Genomic DNA, 20,549 nt, shown 5'->3' on the forward strand with positions numbered 1-20,549 from the left:
GGGTGATCGTCGCGCTCATCGATTCCGGGCTGGGGTTGCTGCCCACGGCCGCCTGGCTGCGCAAGCTGCGGCCCGATGTCGACCTGCTACTCCAGCTGGACCCGGATGGCGCGCCGTGGGGTCCCAAGCCGGAACAGTGGGTGACCGACCGGGTGGTCGACGCAGCGCGCAGCTCGGTCCGGCTCGGCGCGGAAGTCCTCGTGCTGCCGTGCAATACGGCCAGCGTCACCGCCTTGGATGAGGTGCGCGCCGAGGTCGGGCCGGATATCCCGGTGATCGGCACGGTCCCCGCGATCAAACCCGCCGCGGCGGTATGCAAATCGGTCGCGGTGTGGGCCACCGCGGCGACCACCGCCAGCCGATATCAGGCCGATCTGATCGCCCGCTTCGGCGGCGATGCGAAGGTGGTCGGCATCGCCTGCCACGGTTTGGCGGATTCCATCGATCGCGGTGACCTGGTCGCGGCCCGTGATTCGATCGCGCGCGCGGCCGAACAGACGCCCGACGATGTGGAGGGTGTGGTGCTCGGCTGTACCCACTATCCGCTGGTCGTCGATGCCATCGTGGCCGCGCTGCCGGACCGGGTGCGACTGTTCGACAGTGCGCAAGCCGTTGCGGCGCAGACGATTCGGCGGATGGAGGCACTCGGCAGGCCGACCACCGGCAATGGCGAGGTGCGGGTGCGCAACAGTGGTCGGCCCGGCACATTGCCCTCCAGCGCGGCGGCCTTCGAGTCGGGGCGGATTCTCGGAGCGCAGGGGTAGGACGGGCCCGGCACCGAGCTCAGAATTGGATGCGCAGGTGATCGGTGACCGGATGTGCCTGGCAGCCGAGGATGTAGCCGTTCTCGATGTCCTCGGGATCGAGGATTTCGGCATTGTCCATGTCGACCTTGCCCTCGAGTACCGTGCACGCGCAGGATCCGCATTCGCCCTCCTGACAGGAGTACGGCACATCGAGACCCTGCGACAGCATGATGTCGACCAGGGTCTGCTTGCGCGGCCACTTCAGCTCGTGCACCGTACCGTCGAGTTCGACCTCGACGGTGGCCGCCTCGGCCTGTTCCTGCTCGGTCACCTCGACCGGCGCCTGATCCGCGAACGGATCTCCGGCAAGGGAATTGAACACCTCGGCGTGGGTGCGTGAGCGGGGCACGTCGAGCTGGGCGAGTGCGTCGTGTACCCGGTCCATGAACGGCTTGGGGCCGCACAGGAAGGCGTGGTAGCTCGTGTACGGTGCGACCAGGGCGGCCAGACCGTCGGCGGTGGGCAGTCCCTGCAGGTACTCCAGCCAGTGGATCACGGTGAACCGTTGCGGATGCTTCTCGGCCAATTCGCGCAGCTCGCCGGCGAAGATCACCGACTCGGGATCGCGATTGGCGTACACCAAAACGATTCGGCCGCAGCCGCGTGCCAGCGCCGATTTCAGGATGGACATCACCGGCGTGATGCCGCTGCCCGCGCCGAACAGCAGCAGATCGTCGTCGAGATCCTTCGGCGTGAAAACGCCCGAGGGCGGCAGTACTTCGATCGCGTCGCCCGCTTCGACGTTGTCGCACACCCAGTTCGACCCGTAGCCGCCCGCCGTGCGCTTGACGGTCACCTTGGGCTTGTCGTCGGTGTACGGCGAGCTGGCCAGCGAATAGCACCTGGCCACCGAGCCGGTCAGCTCGCTGGGGATGCGCAGGGTGAGGAACTGGCCCGGCTGATAGCTGAAGCGTTCGCGCGACTCGTCCGGGACGTCGAAGACCAGCGAACAGGTGTCCGAGGTCTCGGCGATGACCGCGGCGACCCGCAGCACGACCGAACGCGAACCGTGTGGAACCTCGACGGTGGTCATGACCACCGAAGGTGCTGTGCCTTCGGTTCCTTCGCTACGCTCGCTCACACTGTCGTCCTCTCGAGCCGAACCAAAACTAGAACGTGTTTCAGTTTCATCGTACGTCGGGGCCGGGTTGACGGACAAGCTGGGCTTCCAGACCCGCGATCAGCACCTCCATGCCGAAGTCGTAGGCGTACTTTCCGCGCAGTTCGGGCAGGTATCGGGTGGCCCGCGCCACCGCCTCGGGCAGCGCGAAATCCGTCAGTGGCTGCGGTTCCCTCGGGTTCACCCGGCGGCGGCCGAACAGGTAGGTGTGGATCGTCGTGTACCCGGCGAGCACATCGCGGTCGTTGAAACCGGCCTCGAACAGGATTTCCATGATCGCGGCGATCAGGTCGAGCTGTTTTCCCAGCATCTGTTCGATCAGCACATCGCCGAGGCCGGGATGCTTGCGCAGCTTCTCATCGATCTGGTCGATCAAATCGCGCAGCCGGTGCTGCCACGGTCCGGAATCGGCCAGTGGTTTACGAACGCCGGTCAGCGCCGCGGTGGCGACGAGATCGAGCAGCTCGCGCTTATCCGCGACGTAGTAGTACGGCGCCATCGGGGAAACGCCGAGCTCGCGGGAGAGTCGTCGCATCGACAACTTCTCCACGCCGTCCTCACGTACCACCCGCAACGCGGCCTCGACAATCTCGGACTCCGATAGTGTTCGATTCGCGGTGCTCTCGGGGTCTCCGTGATTACGCAAGCTGGCGCCTCCGGCACTCGAGCTCGCACCGCGGGGTAACTCCGCCCCCGCTCGTCTGCATTCTTCCGACTCCCATGCCACCTCTACCACTGCGGGCCGAATCGCCCCGTCATGTCCTGTTCAAATGCTTGCCACCCGCAGTCTAGAGCGCGCGGCCACGACCTGGTCCGGTGTGCGTCCGAGCGGCCTTCGAACGGGTCTCGAACATTTCCGTTCCATTTTGTCAGCTTGTGACGTTATTGTGTGATGGCGGCTACACCAGTGGCCGCGTGGGAACTCGGTCACATCACGGAGGTCGGCATGCCGGAGTACGGATCCATCGGACACATCGATACCGACAACACCGGACGGATCGGGGCGGCCGAGTCCCGGGCGGTCGAGGAAGCGCCGCTGGTCGAGGAGACCCTCATCGAGGAGGTCTCCATCGACGGTATGTGCGGCGTCTACTGACGGGCGCGGCGACCATGCTCGATCTCGACACACGATGGGAACTGCATCCGCGGGTGGCGCTGCGGCCGGAGTCCTTCGGCGCGCTGCTCTACCACTTCGGCACGCGCAAGCTCTCGTTTCTGAAGAGTCCGCGGATACTCGAGATCGTGCGGTCGCTGCCGGCCCATATCTCGGCGCGCGCGGCACTGTATGCGGCGGGCGTCAGCGATGATCACGCCGGACAGTACGTCCGGGCGTTGGATCAGCTGGCCGACTCCGACATGATCAGACAGGCCGCGCGGGGCAGCGCTGCGGTACCCGCTGTCGCGCCGCTGCCACTGGCCGGTCAGCCGTCCACCGTCACCGGTGGTCGCCTGATCGATAGGTTCGAAGCCGGTTTGGCCGCACCGATCTGCCTGACGTGGGAGTTGACCTACGCCTGCAATCTGTCCTGTGTGCACTGCCTGTCGTCCTCGGGTCGCCGCGATCCACGCGAGCTGAGCACCGAGCAGTGCAAGGCGCTCATAGACGAGTTCGAGCGCATGCAGATCTTCTACGTGAATATCGGCGGCGGGGAACCCACTGTGCGCCCGGACTTCTGGGAACTCATCGACTACGCGACCGCACACCATGTCGGAGTGAAGTTCTCCACCAACGGTGTTCGTATCACGCCGGAGGTCGCCGCCCGCCTGGCCGCCAGTGACTACGTGGACGTGCAGATTTCATTGGACGGCGCCGACGCCGAGATCAACGACGCGGTGCGCGGACCGGGTTCCTATGCGATGGCGATCCGGGCGCTGGAGAATCTGGCGGCCGCGGGATTCGCGGACGCCAAACTCTCCGTCGTCGCGACCCGGCACAATATCGCCCAGCTCGACGAGTTCAAGGCGATTGCCGACAGGTACGGTGCCACACTGCGTTTGACGCGGCTGCGGCCGTCGGGGCGCGGCGCCGATGTGTGGGACGAACTGCATCCGCTGCCGCAACAGCAACGGGTGCTTTACGACTGGTTGGTGCGCAATGGCCAGGGCGTGCTCACCGGTGATTCGTTCTTCCATCTATCCGCCTTCGGTCAGGCACTGCCCGGATTGAATATGTGCGGTGCGGGCCGGGTGGTCTGCCTGGTGGATCCGGTCGGCGACGTCTATGCCTGCCCCTTCGCCATTCACGACGAGTTCCGCGCTGGAAATGTGCTGACGGAAGGCGGTTTCCGCAGCGTGTGGCAGGAATCGGAGCTCTTCGCCGACCTGCGTGAGCCCAGTGGTGGCGGTGCCTGCTCCGCCTGTACCCACTACGACTCCTGCCGCGGCGGCTGCATGGCCGCGAAGTTCTTCACCGGCCTGCCCGCCGACGGACCGGACCCGGAATGTGTCCAGGGCTACGGCGAGGCAGCGCTCGCCGATGCCGGGCGGATGATCCCGCGCTCGTCGGTGGACCACTCCCGGCGCATTGCGCCGAGCCGACCCGGATCGCGCAAGTCAGGCCCGATTCCGCTGACACTGTCGGTATCTCGGCCGCAGCGGCGCCCCGCCCGCGCCTGCGACGAGAGTCCGCTGAACTGATGCCGAGCCGATAACCAGTCATGCGCTATCCCGTTGATCGACCAGTGCTGTCGAATGGCGAATTGATGATTGCCATCGTGTTGCCAGCTGTCTTCGGCGAGTCGCTCGCGACCCGCCGAAGGCGCGAGTCGCGGGAGTTCTCGCGCTACCCGGGCGAATTCGTGCGGAATTCCGTCTTTTTTCCGGACTGATGATGCCAATGTGTGAATCTCCGCCTACCATGCCAGGAATGCGCCACGATCGCCTACCCGACGGATTCGGGGTGCGGATCGATCCACGGGTACGCGCATACTCCGGGGGACGCATCTTGATCGGGGGTTCGCCCGCCCGGTTGCTGCGACTTGCCCCGGAGGCCGCCGAGATGATCGGCGACGGGTACCTCGAGGTCGACGGCCCGAAGTCCGCTGTTGTTGCCAGACGGCTGCTCGACTCCGGCGTCGGTAATCCGCGCCCCCGGTTGCTGCCGTCCCTCGACGACGTGACCGTGATCGTGCCACTGCACAACAATGCCGATGGGCTCGCCCGATTGCTCGCGGCGTTGCGCGGACACAATGTGATCGTCGTCGACGACGGCTCGGATCAGCCCGTCCAGATCCCGCCCAACCGTGGCACCCGCTGCCGGGTGACCGTACTGCGCCATGACCACCCGCAGGGCCCGGCGGCCGCCCGAAATGCCGGATTGCGTGCCGCGACAACCGACTTCGTCGCCTTCCTGGACTCGGATGTGGTTCCGCGCAGCGGCTGGCTCGAGGTGATGCTCGGGCACTTCAGCGATCCGGAGGTCGCGCTGGTCGCGCCGCGGATCGTCGCGCTGGATCCGGAGTCGAACGCGCTCGCGCGCTATGAACACACCCGATCCTCGCTCGATCTCGGACGGCGCGAATCGGCCGTGCACTCGCGCGGACTGGTGTCGTATGTGCCGAGCGCGGCCCTGCTGGTGCGCCGCCGGGCACTGCTCGCGCAAGACGGGTTCGACGAGTCGATGCAGGTGGCCGAGGACGTCGATCTATGCTGGCGGCTGGAGCGGGCCGGTTGGCGGCTGCGCTATGAGCCGGCGGCGCATGTCGCACACGATCATCGAATCTCGTTCCGCGCCTGGTTCGGTCGCAAGCTGTTCTACGGTACCGGAGCCGCGCCGCTCGGCGAGCGGCACGCGGGCATGGTTACCCCACTGTCGGTGCCGTTCTGGACGGTCGTCGCGACCATACTGTTCGCCACGCTGACGAAGTGGGGACTGCTCGGCGGACTCATCACCTTGGTGACCGCGCTGACCCGACTACGCCGGGTCTTCACCGGACTGGACAACCCGACCCGGATCGCGGCGATCTATCTGTCGCGCGGTTATTTCGCGGGTATCTGGCGACTCGCTTCGGCCATGTGCCGGCACTATTGGCCGGTCACCATGCTGGCGATGGTTCTGTCCCGGCGCATCCGGCGCATCGCGGTCACCATGGCGGTCGCGGACGGGCTGGCCGACTGGTTCACCCATCGTGACGCGGGCGGACTCGACCCGTTGCGCTACCTGGTCTACAAGCGGATGGACGATATCGCCTACGGAACCGGCCTGTGGCTGGGCGCATTCCGCGCGCGCAGCCTGGAATCGCTCAAACCGAGCACGCCCCGGAGCTGAATCGAATGTGTAATGGCTATACCACCCGATGAGCTGATGTAGATGATCGACACCTTGATCATCGGTGGTGGTACGGCCGGCTGTGTGCTGGCGGCCCGGCTGAGCGCGGACCCGGACCATCGGGTGCGGCTGTTGGAAGCGGGTCCGGTGGTGATCGATCCGGCGGCGCTGCTCGATGCGAATCGGATGCCGATCGGGCCCGAATCACCGTGGGTGTGGCGGTATTCCGTCACTCTGGCAGGTGGGGTTACCGGGGATATTGTGCGCGGCAAGGTGATCGGTGGGTCGGGTGCGGTCAACGGCGGCTATTTCGTGCGGGCGACGGCGGCGGATTTCGACGCGTGGAGCAAGGAACTCGGCGGGTGGTCCTTCGATGCGGTCCTGCCCGCCTATCGCAGACTCGAGCACGACCATGATTTCGGCGACCGGCCAGGGCACGGCACGACCGGACCGATTCCAGTGCGTCGCGCGGCTGCGCCCGGCCCCGTGAGCTGCGAATTCGCCTCGGCATGTACGGCACTCGGCCTGCTACTGATACCTGACTTGAACGCACTGCCCGGTGCCGGTCCCGCGGATGGTTTCGGGCCGGTGCCGTGCAATATCGAGCACGGCAGGCGGGTCGACACCGGATCGGCGTATCTCGTGCCCGCGCTCGCGCGGCCGAATCTCACGGTGACCGGTGCGACGCTGGTGACCCGCATCCGCTTCCACGGCACGCGCGCCATCGGGGTGGACTACGTGCACGAGGGCCGGCCGGGCACACTCGATGCGAATCGCATCGTGTTGTGCGCGGGCGCAATCGAATCCGCGGCGCTGTTGCTGCGCTCGGGTATCGGCGATCTGGAGCAGCTTCGGGCGCTGGATATTGCGGTGGTGCATCCCGCGCCGGTCGGCGGCTGGGTCAGTGATCACCCCGAGATCGGCATCGACTTCCGCCTCGACCCGCCGTATACGACCGCCGAAGGCGTCCCGCTGGAATACGTGCTGGAACTCGACGATGTCGAAATCCGTCCGTACGCCGTAACGTTTACCCCGTACACCCATCGTTTGGGTGTGGCGCTCATGCGCCCGCATTCCGCGGGTGTGCTCCGACTCCGCTCCGCCGACCCGGCCGTGTCGCCGCATATCGATTACCGCTACTTATCGGAGGCCGCGGATCGGATTCGGTTACGAGAGGCGGTCGGCGCGGCGCGCGAGATATTGCACGCGATACCGACGATGCGCCCGCCGGAATCGAAACCCGATGACGCGTGGCTGTTCGCGAATCCGGCTACTTCGCAGCATCTGTCGGGCACCTGCCGAATGGGTGCTGCCGACGATGCGCGCGCGGTGGTCGACGAGCGGTGCAACGTGCACGGTACGACCGGTCTGTCCGTGGTGGATCTTTCCGTTGTTCCGGTGCCACTGAGTCGTGGTCCGCACGCGACGGCGGTATTGATTGCCGAACGCGTCGCCGAATACCTCACATAGGTGTTTCTTCACTCCAGCTGAGTGCGTTGGACGCCCGACCAAATTTTTTAGTGCAAAGAGTTTCTTTTTATTAACGAAGCGCCTAATGTTCGCACTGTGGATCACATCCGTGTGATGTAGCTGACACCGCCGCGGCGCTTGCACCGCGGCAGCGACGTTGGAGGAGCGATCAAGAGCTAGGCGCGAGTGGGGCGCAATCTGTTTCGATCCCGCGCGGGTGTCGTGCTGCCCGCGCGTTCGCCGAATCATCGTGTGGTGGAGTCGAAGCCATGTGACAACACTGAACAGTGTTGCCGCAGTGGCTTATTCGTGCTGCCCGAAGGAGTTCGGCCTGCTTCTTACGCCGAATTAGGAGGCTCTGGGTGCGCGGTACGGAGTTGGGTGGGGCGCGACCGGAAGGGGTAGCCGACGATGTCGTGCTGCAGAAGGCGCCCGCCACGAGCGATGTGTCGGGGTGGCTCGCCGAGCGCGACGGTCATCGGGATCCGGTCAATTTGCGGGTGGAGATCGACGAATATGGTTCAACGACAGCATATTTCGTACCGTCCATACTGAAAGTCATTCTGGCGCAGACGGAGTGCGCCGGTCGTATCGCACTGCGGACGGTCCTCGCGTCCGGTGCGGCGCTGCCCGCCGCGCTGGCGCGGCGACTGCGGGTGCTGACCGGTGTGCGGCTGCACGACCTGTACGGTACGGAGGCGGCGGTCGAGGTCACCTTCTATGAAGTGACCGATACCGATACCGGTACTCTCTCCGTGCCGATCGGCGCGCCGGTCTTCAATACCCGGCGTTACGCGCCCGATTCGCGGCTGTGGCCGGTACCGGTCGGGGCTGCGGGTGAGCTGTATCTGTCGGGGGTACAGCTCACCCGTGGTTATCTGGGCCGTCCTGGGCTCACCGCCGATCGGTTCGTCGCGGACCCGTTCGGGTCGGCGATCAGGATTTACCGCACCGGTGATCTGGTCCGCCGGACCAGCCACGGTGAACTGGAGTACCTGGGTCGTTCCGATTTCCAGGTGACCTCGCGCGGGCTACGGATCGAGCCCGGTGCGATCGAAGCCGTGCTCGGGACCGTCGATTCGGTGCTGCAGCAGATCGATGCGCGCCGCGCACGCCGGCGCGGCATCCGCTGTTCCAGGTATCGCTCGCTTTCGACAATGCTGCGGACATCGCATTCGAACTCCCCGATTTGTCGGCCTGCACCAGTAGGCTGGAGACCGGAGTGACCACATTCGATCTTCATCAACTCATGGTCACCGAAGACTTCGCCGGTGCCGGACTCGAGGAAGGTCCGGCACCGGCGGGGATCCGGGCGGAATTCAGCTACGCCACTGATCTATTCGACGAAGCCACCATCGCGGACTGTGCCGAGTCGCTGGTTCGCCTGCTGCGCGCAGGCGTGGTCGATGCCGAGCCGGCGGTGGGGGATCTGCCGCTGCGGGATGTGGCGGATCAGCAGCGGGCGATCGAATGCGGTATCGCCGAGTCGTCGAGCCGCACCGCCACCCTGCTGGCCGCGTTCGAGATGCAGGTGTGGCGGACGCTCGATGCGGCACAGGTGGATGGGGGATGGTGCGGTCCTGCGCATCGAGGCGTGGGCGGTGCTCGCCAACTCGGGGTCGGAACTCGAATCGGAAGGAATAGCTGATGTCCCAGGCAGAACCGGTCGCGGTCGGCGAACTCGGCAATCGCGTTGCCGCATATGATCATTCGGCTCTGCGCCGGGCATACGGACTCGACGACTTACCCATCCTGATCGATAAGGTCGCGCAATTGGACCCGGAGCGGGTCGCCCTGCGGCGCAACGGCACCACGATCACCTACGGTGGGCTGGCCACCGAGATCACGGCACTGGACGAGGCCATGGGTGGCGGTCTCGGTGCCGACGCACTGGTATCGGTCGTGGCCCCCGGTCAACTACCCGCCCTGCTCGAGTCGGAAGACGGCACACTCGGTGCTGCGCTCGAGCAACTGCTCGATGATGCGCTGACCACGGCGGCCCACGTGCTGCCCTCGATATTCGCGCCGATGGAAACCTTGGTCAGCGAATTCGAGGAGCAGGTACGTCGGACGCCGGATGCGGTGGCCTTGGAATTCGCCGGTGCGACACTGACCTACGCGGAATTCGACGCGCGGGTGAACGCCCTCGCGCGACGGTTGATCGACCGCGGAGTCGGCCCGGACAGCCTGGTCGGGCTGGCCGTGCGCCGCTCGTTCGACCTGCTGGTCGGCATGTACGCGATTCTCAGGGCGGGCGGCGCTTATGTGCCGATCGATCCGGAGCATCCGGCCGAGCGCATCGGTTACGTGCTCGAGATCGCCGCACCGGTCCTGGTACTCACCACGACCCGCGACCAGCCCGAACTCGGACCGGATATCCGGGTACTACGGATAGATGAATTCGACATCGCCGAGACCGGGGCGTCGCTCGGCGATGATCGACCGCGGCTGTCGCCGGACAACACCGCCTACGTCATCTTCACTTCCGCATCGGCGGGACATCCGAAAGGTGTTGCGGTATCGCATCGTTCGATCCTGGCGAATCTGCGGTGGCGGCAGCGGCGGTATCGACTACGCGGCGACGATGTGGTGCTACACAAGACGCCGTGCACCGTCGACGTCTCGGTGTGGGAGTTCTTCTGGCCGTTGCAGGTCGGTGCGCGGCTGGTGATCGCGGCCCCGGATGGTCATCGTGATCCGGCCTATCTGGCGCGCACAATCGCCGAACGTCGCGTCACCGTCGCGCATTTCGTGCCGTCCATGCTCGCGGTACTCGCGGCCGAACCGCGGATAGCAGCCGCGGCACGGACGCTGCGCCTGGTATTCGCCTCCGGTGCGGCGCTACCGGCCCCTACCGCGGCGGCCTTCCGCGATATCAGCGGCGCGACACTGCACAACCTGTACGGCCCCACCGAGGCCGCCGTCGATGTCACCGCCCACGAAGTCACCGCCGCCGACAGCACGACGGTGCCCATCGGCGCGCCGGCCGACGACACCGAATTGCTGGTGCTGGATGACAATCTGCGGCCGGTGGCCAGTGGCGTGGTCGGTGAGCTGTATCTCGCCGGTGTGCAGTTGGCCCGCGGCTATGTGGCGCGTCCTGGACTGACGGCCGAGCGCTTCGTGGCCAATCCCGAGGGCGCGCCGGGTGACCGGATGTACCGCACCGGTGACCTGGTTCGCCGGCGCACCGATGGCAATGGCGGCCCGGACGAATTGGAATATCTGGGCCGCATCGACTTTCAGGTGAAGCTGCGCGGGCCGCGCATCGAATACGGCGAGGTCGAAGCGGCGCTGCTGGGCAAATGAGCAGGCCGCGGCGCTGCCGCACCGGCATGCGGGCGGCGATCATCGGTCGGCTACATGGGGGCGAGCGTGGCGTCACCCATGGCTCCATGGTGGTGCACTTGGCAAAGGTAACGGCCGCTGGCTCGTCAACGAGGTGAGCTCCCCGTTAGCCATACCACTCCGGTCCTAGCCCAGGAGTGGCTCGGGGCGCGGTTCGGAACGACGCCGCACCCGAAGCCGAACGAATTTGATCATTAGCAATGCCAATTTTCGTCGTATTCCGCTCCCCACACGGTATGTCGCTGTAAGTTTGCCACCGGTTGCTAAGAATGCACCTGGCTAGTCGACGGATGCCCCGCACAACCAGTGGAGGTCAACCTCGTGGCTCGTCTATTTCTGCTTTTCCTCGGCGGCATGCGCCGCGGTTGGACCCGTGCCCTCGGTGTATTCGGGGGTGTGGCACTCGCGCTGCTGTCGGCGACGACGGCGACCGCGGCGCCGCTGTATCCGGTGCCCGATCCGGATCCGTTCTACGCCGCACCGGCGGATCTGGGCGCGCACAGCCCCGGTGACGTACTCGACGTGCGGGCATTGCCGCCGGTGCCGCTGTTCCCCGGCGCCACCGCCACGCTGGTCAAGTTCCGGTCCACCGACTCGCACGGTGGGCCGATCGCGGCGACCACCACGGTAATTACCCCACTCCTGCATCAGCCCGACGCGCCGTTGCTGTCGTATCAGCATTTCATCAATTCGCTCGGTACGCAGTGCGCGGTATCGCACACGCTCTACAGCGGCGATTTCAATCTCGGGGCGTCGGTGTCGATGTTGAATGCGGTGCTGCAGCAGGGGTGGACTATCGCGCTGCCGGATCATCTCGGACCGCAGTTCGCCCTCGGCGCAGCGCGTTTGGGTGGCCAGATCGTATTGGACGGAATCCGGGCGGTGAAACGCCTGCCGGATCTCGCCGTACAGCACAGCCCAGTGGCGCTGGCCGGGTACTCCGGCGGCGGATTGGCGACCGGATGGGCGGCACTGTTGCAGCCGTCGTACGCGCCCGAGCTGCAGCTGCAGGGCGCGGCCCTCGGCGGCGTCCCGGAGAACCTGATATCGCTGGCGGAGGGGCTGGGCTTCCAGCCGCACCCGGCGTTCGGACTGGTCATGGCCGCGGCGATCGGTCTGGAGCGGGAGTACCCGGATCAGATGCAGACCAGCGCGTATCTCAACGAGCGCGGCCTCGCGCTCCGCGGCGCCATGGCCAACAGCTGCACCAACGAAATCCTCGCCGTGGGCGCCAACGGCAGTGCCGGCGATTTCGTCACCAGCACTTCGTTCGTCAACAGTCGCGTCGCTCGGTCGGTGGTGGAGGAGAACAGCCTGGAACTCTATCCCGGGGTGCCGCAAATACCGATGTTCGAGTGGCATTCGCCGACCGACCCGCTGATTCCGGTCGACTCCATCACCGACACCGACCGCCACTGGTGCAGTGCCGGGGTGCGGTTGCAGACGCTGGAAGTGTCCGCGCCCGAGCATTTGACCGCGGCGGTACAGGGCGCCCCCGAGGTCCTGGGGTGGCTGCAGGGCCGGATGCGCGGCGAGCCCGCGCCGGTGGCCTGCTGAGAGGGGACCGCGGTTCGACCGTCCGAGACCTCGGCGGCCGAACCGCGATCAGCGGCCCAAGAGGCGCAGAAGTACGGTCGCGGACTACGAGCGGGCCGGGCGGCCGAACAGGACGAGCTGCATGAGCAATCGAACCCGGGCCGGGGAGGCGATCGGTTCGGTGCTGAAGGTGTGCCCCAGATCGACCACCAACGCGAAGGCCGCGTGGATCAGGAAGCGGGCCTCGGCGGGTGAGAGCTCCGGCCGCACTTCACGCAGCAGCCGCGCCCACTCTTCGACGCTGAGCCGCTGGATATTTCGCAGCACGGCGCGCTCGTCGCTCGGAACATGTTGGAACTCCGTGTAATACACGAAGGTCAGCTCGGGTTCGGCGAAGGAACCCTCGACGTACTGTTCGATCAGTGTGGTCAGCGCCGCTTCCGAATCGGCCGCCGCCGCCACCGCCGGGCCGATGGCACCGGAAACCCGGTCGGCGGCCCGTCTGAACGCGGCCGCGAGCAGATCGCTCTTGCCCCGATAGAACCGGTACACCGCCGATGCGGCGGAAAGCCCTGCGGCGGTGGCGATTTCCTCGACGCTGACATTCGGGTAGCCGCGATCGTGGAAGAGCTCGACGGCCTTGCGCAGCAACAGCTCATGTTTGAACGAATCCGGAATCTCCGCCGCGACCGGCAGTTCGGCATCGGCTTCCAGGGCGGGCAGCTGAGCCGGCACGATCGACCAACAGGCCGAACTCAACAGCCGGGCCAGGGATTTCGCGGGCAGGCTGGCATGGTGATCGGCAATGCTGGTGATCGCGCTGAGCATGGCGGCGCGCAGCACCCGCAGCTCGTCATCGGCGAGTTCCGGTCGCAATGTGGCCAATTGGACACCGATCGCGCCGACGACGGCGAGCTGCTGGTCGGTGAGGACCGCCAGATCCTCCGGTTCGAGATAGCGGCCCTCCCAGCGCACCAGGGTGACGGTCGGTCGATTCTCGATCGTGACGCCGATCAGCGCGTCGAGCACCTGACGCAGCCGCCGCTGCGGCGTCTGGAGTTCACCCATCCCGTCGACTTCGGCTGCCATCCCCCGGCCCTGCGCCGCCTCCGGCAGCTCGACCGATGCCTTTATGGCCCGGCCCACCCGCAGCAATTCCTCGCGGAACAGCGCGTACTTGCTCGGATAGTGCCGATACAGTGCCGCCGAACTGATGCCGAGCCCGGACGCGATGTCCTCCATGCTCACGCCGTGATAGCCCAGCGCACCGAACGCGGCCGCCGAGGCCGCCGCGATCTGAGCCCGCCGATTCTTCGGCCTGCGCCGAATCTCGCGCGGTGCCGAATCGCCGCTGACCGCCTTACGCGCCGTACGGCGATTGTCGACACTCATGCCGCCATGGTATCGACAACCCGACCGCCCCAGCTGTCTAGGTCGGTCTGTTTTCCCAGGTGGCGCCCGGAACCGTTTCGAGGTGAGCGCTTCGGTTCCGGAGCCGGCTCGGGCACGTTGTCCTGGCATCCACGGCCGGTGTGCCGGTTCAGTTCTGGGCCGGGCGAACGGCGGCGTACCAATCGAGCAGGTCCGGATTGTCGACCGCGCTGCGTTCGACGACGCGGGTGGGGTCGGCGCCCTGGAAGAGCTTTTTGACGGGCACCTCGAGTTTCTTGCCGGTGCGGGTGTGGGGAATGCCGGGGGCGACGATGATTTCGTCGGGGACGTGACGGGGGGAGACCTCGGTGCGGATGGTGGTGTTGATGCGGGTTTTGAGGTCGTCGGTGAGATCGGTGTCGGGGGCGAGGGTGACGAAAAGCGGCATCCAGTAGCCGCCGTCGGGTTGTTCGGCGCCGATGACGAGGGCCTCGGTGATTTCGGGGAGGCGCTCGACGGATTGGTAGATATCTGCGCTGCCCATACGGATGCCGTGCCGGTTCAGGGTCGAGTCGGAGCGGCCGTGCACTACGATGCTGCCGCGGTCGGTGATGGTGATCCAGTCGCCGTGCCGCCAGATGCCGGGGAACATATCGAAATACGCGTCGTGGTAACGGATTCCGTCCGGGTCCCGCCAGAAGCGCACCGGCATGGACGGCATGGGTTTGGTGATGACGAGTTCGCCGACCTCGTCGCGGACCGGCTTGCCGTCGGCGTCGAAGGCTTCCAGCGCGACACCCAGATAGGGCGCGGAGAGCTCACCGGGCCAGGTGGGTACGGTTCGCGCGCCGCCGATGAAGGCGGAGACCACATCGGTGCCACCACTGATCGAGGCGACCTGCACATGGTCACCGACATTGTCGCCCAACCAGACCGCCGATGCGGGCGGCAGTGACGAGCCGGTGATGCCGACCTGTCGGAGTGCGGTGAGATCGTGATCGGTGCGCGGCACCGCACCCGCCTTGATGCAGGCGAGGACGTACCCGGGACTGGTGCCTAGGACGGTCGCGCCGACCTGAGATGCGATGTGCCACAGTGCATCCGGGGCGGGATAGGTGGGACTGCCGTCGTAGCAGACAATGGTCGCACCGACCAGCAGTCCCGCGATCTGGAAGTTCCACATCATCCAGCTCGGGCTGGTGTACCAGAAGAAGGTGTCGTCGGCACCGATATCCGCCTGCAGCGCAACGGCTTTGAGATGTTCGAGCACCACGCCGCCGTGCCCGTGCACGATCCCCTTGGGTAGTCCGGTGGTGCCGGAGGAGAAGACGATCCACAGCGGATGGTCGAAATCGACCGTCTCCGTTTCGATGACAACGGCCTCGGTATCGGTGACCGCCTCGGTCCATGCCAGTGCGTCCGGAACCGGCAGGCCCAGCTGGGAGACGGCGACCGTCGTCTCGACGGTGTCGAGTCCGGCCCGCAGCGCCGCGATATCGTCGCGCTTGTCATGTGTCTTGCCGCCGAACCGGTAGCCGTCGGCGGTGATCAGCACGGTGGGTTCGAGCTGACCGAGCCGGTCCAGTGCTGCCTTGGGCGAATAGTCCTGACCGCAGGCGCTCCACACCGCACCGATGCTCGCGGTGGCCAGAAAGGCGATCACCGCCTCCGGAATATTCGGCAGATATCCGGCCACCCGATCGCCGGGCCGCACCCCGAGCGCGCGCAGGGTGCGCGCGAATGCCGCTGTGCTGTCGATCAATTCACTCCAAGACACCTCGCGTATCGAGGCGTCCTCGGTTACCGCGATGATGGCGGGCCGATCGGTGCGGAACTGTCGTACCACCTGATCGACATAGTTCAGCCGGGTGCCCGGAAACCACTGCGCGCCCGGCATTTCGGCGCTTGCCAGCACCTCGCCGGCGATCGGGCCGAGCTCGAAGTAATCCCACAGCGCACCCCAGAAGCCGGGCAGATCGTCGACCGACCACTGCCACAATGACCGGTAATCCGGCGCGGACGTTCCGGTGCGTGCGGCCACGAACCCGGCGAAGTCGGTGATTCGCGCCTTCGCGATGTCTGATTCGGTCGGCACCCATTGTGGTTGCACCGCATTACCTCCTGGTTGAGTCTTCGGAAATCAGGTGTGGTTCGCGCGTCGCACGATCTGCTCGGCATGGCGCAGCACCGGGGCGTCGACCATGCGACCCTCGAACGCGAAGACGCCCCGATGGTTCGGAACTTCATCGAGAACCCGACGGGCCCAGGCGATTTCGTTCTCCGACGGTGCGTACGCTCGCCGGATGACCGGCACCTGGTTGGGATGGATCGCCACCTTGGCGTCGAAGCCGATCGCGACCGCATCCAGTGCTTCGGCCCGCAATCCGTCGAGATCGCGGATGTCCAGGTACACCGAGTCGAGCGCGAACTTGCCGTACGCCTTGGCCGCGAGCAGCGTGGTCGACCGAACATGGCGTGCCACATCGCGATAGCTGCCATCGGCATGGCGACTGGAGTTGCCACCGAGCCCGGCGACCAGATCCTCCGCACCCCACATGCCCCCGATCGCATTGCGCGCCGATACCGTGCGTCCGACCGCCATGGCGCCGAGCGGCGATTCGATCAGCACGATCACCTCGTAGTCGGCGAGTGCGCCGAGCTGTTCGGCGGATTCGGCCTTCGGCAGCATGATTCGCCGATATTCGGTCCGCGCCAAGGCCGCGAGATCCAGCTCGTGCTCATCGGTGCCGACGGCATTGATCCGCACCACAGTGGTGTCGGGATCCAGCGGGGTCTCGACGAGCGCCTTGCGTGCGCTGGACTTATCGCCGGCCGCGACGCCGTCCTCGAGATCGATGATCACCACATCGGCTGCCGCGGCGGCCTTTTCGAAGCGCTCGGGACGATCGGCCGGGCAGAACAGCCACGCCGGTCCGGGCATTTGCCAATTCATGCCGATCTCGGTTCCTTGCGTACCAGCGTCTTGCGTACCGCAGTGGCCACGATATCGCCGTGTTGATTGCGCGCCGTGTGGGAAAAGGTGACGATGCCCTCGCCGGGACGGCTCTTCGATTCGCGCTTGTCGGTGACCACGGTTTCGGCGTACATGGTGTCGCCGTGGAACAGCGGCTTCGGGAAGGCGATCTCGGAGAAGCCCAGGTTGGCGACGATCGTGCCCTGGGTCAGCTGCGCGACCGAGAGACCGATCAGGGTGGACAGGGTGAACATCGAATTCACCAGCCGCTGATGGAACGGTGGCAGCTGATCGCTGAAGGCCGCGTCCAGGTGCAGTGCCTGGGTATTCATGGTCAGCGTGGTGAACAGGACATTATCGGCCTCGGTAATAGTCCGGCCCGGCCGGTGCTCGTACACCACGCCGGTCTCGAACTCCTCGAACCACAGGCCGCGCTGCACCACCCGGCGTGGGGGTTCGGTCTCTGTCACAGGCCCAGCTCCCGTCCGATCAGCATCAGCTGCACCTCCGTTGTGCCCTCGCCGATCTCCAGGATCTTGCTGTCGCGATAGTGCCTGGCCACGGCGTATTCGTTCATGAAGCCGTAGCCGCCGAAGATCTGGGTGGCGTCGCGGGCATTGTCCATGGCCGCCTCACTGGCCACCAGCTTGGCGATGGAGGCTTGCTTCTTGAAGGGTTTGCCCGCCAGCATGAGCGCGGCGGCGTCGTAGTAGGCGGTCCGCGCGGCGTGGGCGCGCGCCTCCATGCGGGCGATTTTGAAGGCAATGGCCTGGTTGCGGCCGATGGCCTGACCGAAGGCCTCGCGCTGCTTGGCGTAGCGCACGCTCGCGTCGACGCAGCCCTGGGCCGCGCCCACTGACAGCGCCGCGATGGCGATGCGGCCCTCGTCGAGAATGCGCAGGAAGTTGGCATAGCCGCGACCGCGCTCGCCGAGCAGATTCTCCTGCGGCACCCGGACGTCGGTGAAGCTCAGCGGATGGGTATCCGAGGCATTCCAGCCGACCTTGTTGTAGGCGGGTTCGGCCACGAAGCCGGGGGTGTCGGTGGGTACGAGGATGGTCGAGATCTCCTTCGTGCCGCCCGACTGTCCGGTCACCGCGGTCACCGTCACGAGTTCGGTGATGTCGGTGCCGGAGTTGGTGATGAACTGTTTGCTGCCATTGATGACCCATTCGCCGCTATCGGCGACCGCGGTGGTCCTGGTGCCGCCCGCGTCACTGCCCGCGCCGGGTTCGGTGAGACCGAAGGCGGCGAGGGCGCGGCCACTGGTCAACTTCGGCAGCCATTGCTGCTTCTGCTTATCGTTGCCGAAGCGGTAGATGGGCATGGCACCCAGCGAAACACCGGCCTCCAGCGTGATCGCCACACTCTGATCGACCTTGCCGAGTTCCTCCAGCGCCAGGCACAGTGCGAAGTAGTCGCCGCCCATACCGCCGTACTCCTCGGGAAACGGCAGGCCGAACAGGCCCATATCGGCCATGCCCGCGACGACCTCGTACGGAAACGTATGGTTCGCGTCGTGTTCGGCGGCCACCGGGGCGACCACCGACTCGGCGAAATCGCGCACGGTCAGTGCGAGGTCGCGATAGTCCTCGGGCAGAGTGCCGGTGGCCAAAAAGTCACTCATGCGGAAATTCCTTCTCGCTCGGCGGTTTCGGGTTCGGTGCGGGCCGCGGTGATGCGCACCAAGGGCTGGTCGAGGCGGACCTGGGTGCCCGGTTCGACCAGGACTTCGACGGTGCCCGCGACCGGTGCGGTGAGCGTGTGCTCCATCTTCATGGCCTCGACCACCACGACCGGAGCTCCGGCGGCGACGGTGGCACCATCGGTCACCGGTACCGCGATCACCGAACCCGGCATGGGGCTGCGGATTTCGGCGTCGCCGACGTGTTCGGCACCGCCGCGGACATTTACCTCGGCAACCTCGCGCAGTACCGCGACACCGGACGGTCCGGCGACCCAGAGCTGTCCGTCGTGTTCGGCGACGCGGTACTCCCGGCGCAGGCCGTCCAGTGTCAGGACGAGCCTTCCGTCGGTGAAGTCGGCAGTGAGCGACACCGATTCGCTGCTGTCGAGGTGCGCCGCGGCGGCAGCGGGGGAGCCGGTCAGGTAGACGTGCTCGGTGCGGTCACCGCCGGCGAGCCGGATGGCGGTCGGCGCCGGTGCGCCGATGCGCCACCCGGATGGGATATCCCACGGATCGCTCGATGCCGCGGGCCAGCGCCGCAGCCAGTGATAGGCGGCGGCCGCGATGAATTCGTCAGCACCGACCGCGGCGGGTCGGAAGTCGCCGACGCGACGATCCAGCAGTCCGGTATCGAGCTTCCCAGCGGCGACATCCCGATCGGCCAGCAGGAAGCGCAGGAACTCGATATTGCTGGTGACACCGAGCAGCACGGTATCGCTCAGTGCCCGATCGAGTTTCGCGAGCGCGGTATGGCGGTCGGCGGCGTGCACGATGACCTTCGAGAGCATCGGATCGTAGTCGCTGCCGACGACAGTACCGATACGCAGACCCGAATCCACCCGGACGCCGGCGCCTTCGGGTTCGGACAGATCGAGCACCGTGCCACCGGTGGGCAGGAAGCCGCGACCGGGATCCTCGGCATAAACGCGTGCCTCGATCGCGTGCCCGACGAGCCGCAGCTCATCCTGGTCGACCGCGAGCTTCTGCCCGGCCGCGATCCGCACCTGGCACTCCACCAGGTCGATCCCGGTGACCAGCTCGGTGACCGGATGTTCCACCTGCAGCCGGGTATTCATCTCCATGAAGAAGAACTCGTCCGGCCGATCGGCGGACACGATGAATTCGACCGTGCCCGCACCGACGTAGTCGACGCTGCGTGCGGTATTGCACGCGGCCGCGCCGATGCGCGCCCGGGTCGCGGCGTCCAGCAGTGGCGACGGCGCCTCTTCGATGACCTTTTGATGCCGCCGTTGCAAGCTGCACTCACGTTCACCGAGGTGGATCACATGGCCGAATTGATCGGCGAGGATCTGCACCTCGATATGGCGTGGCCGGGTGACGAACCGCTCCAGGAACAGGGTGTCGTCACCGAATGCCGCGGCCGCCTCACGCCGGGCACCGGCCAGGGCGGCGGGCAATGCCGATGGTTGCTCGACCAGCCGCATACCTTTACCGCCGCCGCCCGCCGACGGCTTGACCAGCACCGGATAGCCGATATCGGTTGCGGCGTCGATCAATTCGGCGTCGGTGAGGCCCGGACGCGCGATACCAGGGACGACGGGCACATCGAAGGCGGCGACGGTGTTCTTCGCCGCGATCTTGTCGCCCATGATCTCGATCGCCTCGGCGGGCGGTCCGAGGAAGACAATGCCCGCCTCGGCGAGCGCGGAGGCGAAAGCGGCATTCTCGGAAAGGAATCCGTAGCCCGGATGCACGGCCTTGGCGCCGGTACGCACCGCCGCGTCGACGACCTTTGTGATATCGAGATAACTCTCCCGGGCCGGAGCCGGTCCGAGGCGCACCGCGGTATCGGCCTCGCGCACGTGCCTGGCCTGCGCATCCGCATCGCTGTAGACCGCGACGGAGCGAATCCCCATGGCGCGCAACGTGCGAATGACCCGCACCGCGATCTCGCCGCGATTGGCGACGAGCACGGTGTCGAATTCGATGGGATGGGATTTGTTCATCAT

16 protein-coding genes and 1 pseudogene are annotated in these 20,549 nt (G+C 66.3%); 9 read left to right on the plus strand and 8 right to left on the minus strand.

The features are described 5' to 3' along the window. Window positions 1–2 precede the first annotated feature (2 nt). The gene (locus ACW2Q0_RS16175) at window positions 3–764 is read left to right on the plus strand and encodes a glutamate racemase (protein ID WP_457190832.1); all 762 of its coding nucleotides are present in this window, start codon (window positions 3–5) and stop codon (window positions 762–764) included. A 19-nt stretch (window positions 765–783) separates the two neighbouring features. Here the strand turns inward: ACW2Q0_RS16175 and ACW2Q0_RS16180 are convergent, their stop codons facing one another. Both ACW2Q0_RS16180 and mftR2 read right to left on the minus strand, forming a co-directional pair. Then, window positions 784–1,839, minus strand: coding sequence for a 2Fe-2S iron-sulfur cluster-binding protein (locus ACW2Q0_RS16180; RefSeq protein ID WP_457190902.1), 1,056 nt, complete (start codon window positions 1,837–1,839; stop codon window positions 784–786). A 94-nt stretch (window positions 1,840–1,933) separates the two neighbouring features. After that, window positions 1,934–2,572 carry a mycofactocin system transcriptional regulator MftR2 gene (gene mftR2, locus ACW2Q0_RS16185; RefSeq protein WP_457190834.1) on the minus strand — a complete coding sequence of 213 codons (639 nt, stop codon included), beginning with the start codon at window positions 2,570–2,572 and terminating at the stop codon, window positions 1,934–1,936. Window positions 2,573–2,923: 351 nt separating this feature from the next. Between mftR2 and mftA the strand changes: the two genes are divergently transcribed. From mftA to ACW2Q0_RS16225, 8 genes and pseudogenes are all read left to right on the plus strand, one after another. Beyond that, window positions 2,924–3,022, plus strand: a complete 99-nt coding sequence (mftA, locus tag ACW2Q0_RS16190; protein ID WP_364395564.1) for a mycofactocin precursor MftA — start codon at window positions 2,924–2,926, stop codon at window positions 3,020–3,022. 14 nt (window positions 3,023–3,036) lie between these two features. After that, complete coding sequence (mftC, locus tag ACW2Q0_RS16195; protein ID WP_457190836.1) at window positions 3,037–4,563, plus strand: mycofactocin radical SAM maturase; 1,527 nt, start codon at window positions 3,037–3,039, stop codon at window positions 4,561–4,563. A 229-nt stretch (window positions 4,564–4,792) separates the two neighbouring features. Beyond that, window positions 4,793–6,193 (plus strand): mycofactocin biosynthesis glycosyltransferase MftF, encoded by a 1,401-nt coding sequence (gene mftF / locus ACW2Q0_RS16200; protein ID WP_457190838.1) that lies wholly within the window; start codon window positions 4,793–4,795, stop codon window positions 6,191–6,193. A gap of 42 nt (window positions 6,194–6,235) precedes the next feature. After that, window positions 6,236–7,663 (plus strand): mycofactocin dehydrogenase MftG, encoded by a 1,428-nt coding sequence (gene mftG / locus ACW2Q0_RS16205; RefSeq protein WP_457190840.1) that lies wholly within the window; start codon window positions 6,236–6,238, stop codon window positions 7,661–7,663. A gap of 404 nt (window positions 7,664–8,067) precedes the next feature. Next, window positions 8,068–8,760: pseudogene (locus ACW2Q0_RS16210) on the plus strand (AMP-binding protein); the annotation flags it as partial. A 125-nt stretch (window positions 8,761–8,885) separates the two neighbouring features. Then, on the plus strand, window positions 8,886–9,311 hold the full coding sequence (locus tag ACW2Q0_RS16215) for a hypothetical protein (RefSeq protein ID WP_457190842.1): 426 nt from the start codon (window positions 8,886–8,888) through the stop codon (window positions 9,309–9,311). Continuing rightward, on the plus strand, window positions 9,311–10,972 hold the full coding sequence (locus ACW2Q0_RS16220) for an amino acid adenylation domain-containing protein (protein ID WP_457190844.1): 1,662 nt from the start codon (window positions 9,311–9,313) through the stop codon (window positions 10,970–10,972). The genes ACW2Q0_RS16215 and ACW2Q0_RS16220 overlap by 1 nt, the downstream gene beginning before the upstream one ends. A 393-nt stretch (window positions 10,973–11,365) precedes the next feature. Beyond that, the gene (locus ACW2Q0_RS16225; RefSeq protein WP_457190905.1) at window positions 11,366–12,568 is read left to right on the plus strand and encodes a lipase family protein; all 1,203 of its coding nucleotides are present in this window, start codon (window positions 11,366–11,368) and stop codon (window positions 12,566–12,568) included. 84 nt (window positions 12,569–12,652) lie between these two features. On the opposite strand, the gene ACW2Q0_RS16230 is transcribed toward ACW2Q0_RS16225, so the two are convergent. From ACW2Q0_RS16230 to ACW2Q0_RS16255, 6 genes are all read right to left on the minus strand, one after another. After that, on the minus strand, window positions 12,653–13,939 hold the full coding sequence (locus ACW2Q0_RS16230) for a TetR/AcrR family transcriptional regulator (protein WP_457190846.1): 1,287 nt from the start codon (window positions 13,937–13,939) through the stop codon (window positions 12,653–12,655). A 148-nt stretch (window positions 13,940–14,087) separates the two neighbouring features. Further along, window positions 14,088–16,028, minus strand: a complete 1,941-nt coding sequence (locus ACW2Q0_RS16235) for an acetoacetate--CoA ligase (RefSeq protein WP_457190848.1) — start codon at window positions 16,026–16,028, stop codon at window positions 14,088–14,090. A gap of 30 nt (window positions 16,029–16,058) precedes the next feature. Continuing rightward, window positions 16,059–16,871: an HpcH/HpaI aldolase/citrate lyase family protein gene (locus ACW2Q0_RS16240; RefSeq protein ID WP_457190850.1), complete on the minus strand. Its 813-nt coding sequence runs from the start codon at window positions 16,869–16,871 to the stop codon at window positions 16,059–16,061. Further along, complete coding sequence (locus ACW2Q0_RS16245; protein WP_457190852.1) at window positions 16,868–17,362, minus strand: MaoC family dehydratase; 495 nt, start codon at window positions 17,360–17,362, stop codon at window positions 16,868–16,870. The genes ACW2Q0_RS16240 and ACW2Q0_RS16245 overlap by 4 nt, the downstream gene beginning before the upstream one ends. Further along, a complete protein-coding gene (locus tag ACW2Q0_RS16250) occupies window positions 17,359–18,519 on the minus strand; it encodes an acyl-CoA dehydrogenase family protein (RefSeq protein ID WP_457190854.1) in 1,161 nt (386 codons plus the stop codon). Before ACW2Q0_RS16250 ends, ACW2Q0_RS16245 begins: the two co-directional genes overlap by 4 nt. Next, window positions 18,516–20,549 carry an acetyl/propionyl/methylcrotonyl-CoA carboxylase subunit alpha gene (locus ACW2Q0_RS16255; RefSeq protein ID WP_457190856.1) on the minus strand — a complete coding sequence of 678 codons (2,034 nt, stop codon included), beginning with the start codon at window positions 20,547–20,549 and terminating at the stop codon, window positions 18,516–18,518. Before ACW2Q0_RS16255 ends, ACW2Q0_RS16250 begins: the two co-directional genes overlap by 4 nt.

It is taken from the genome of Nocardia citri (genome assembly GCF_054065835.1).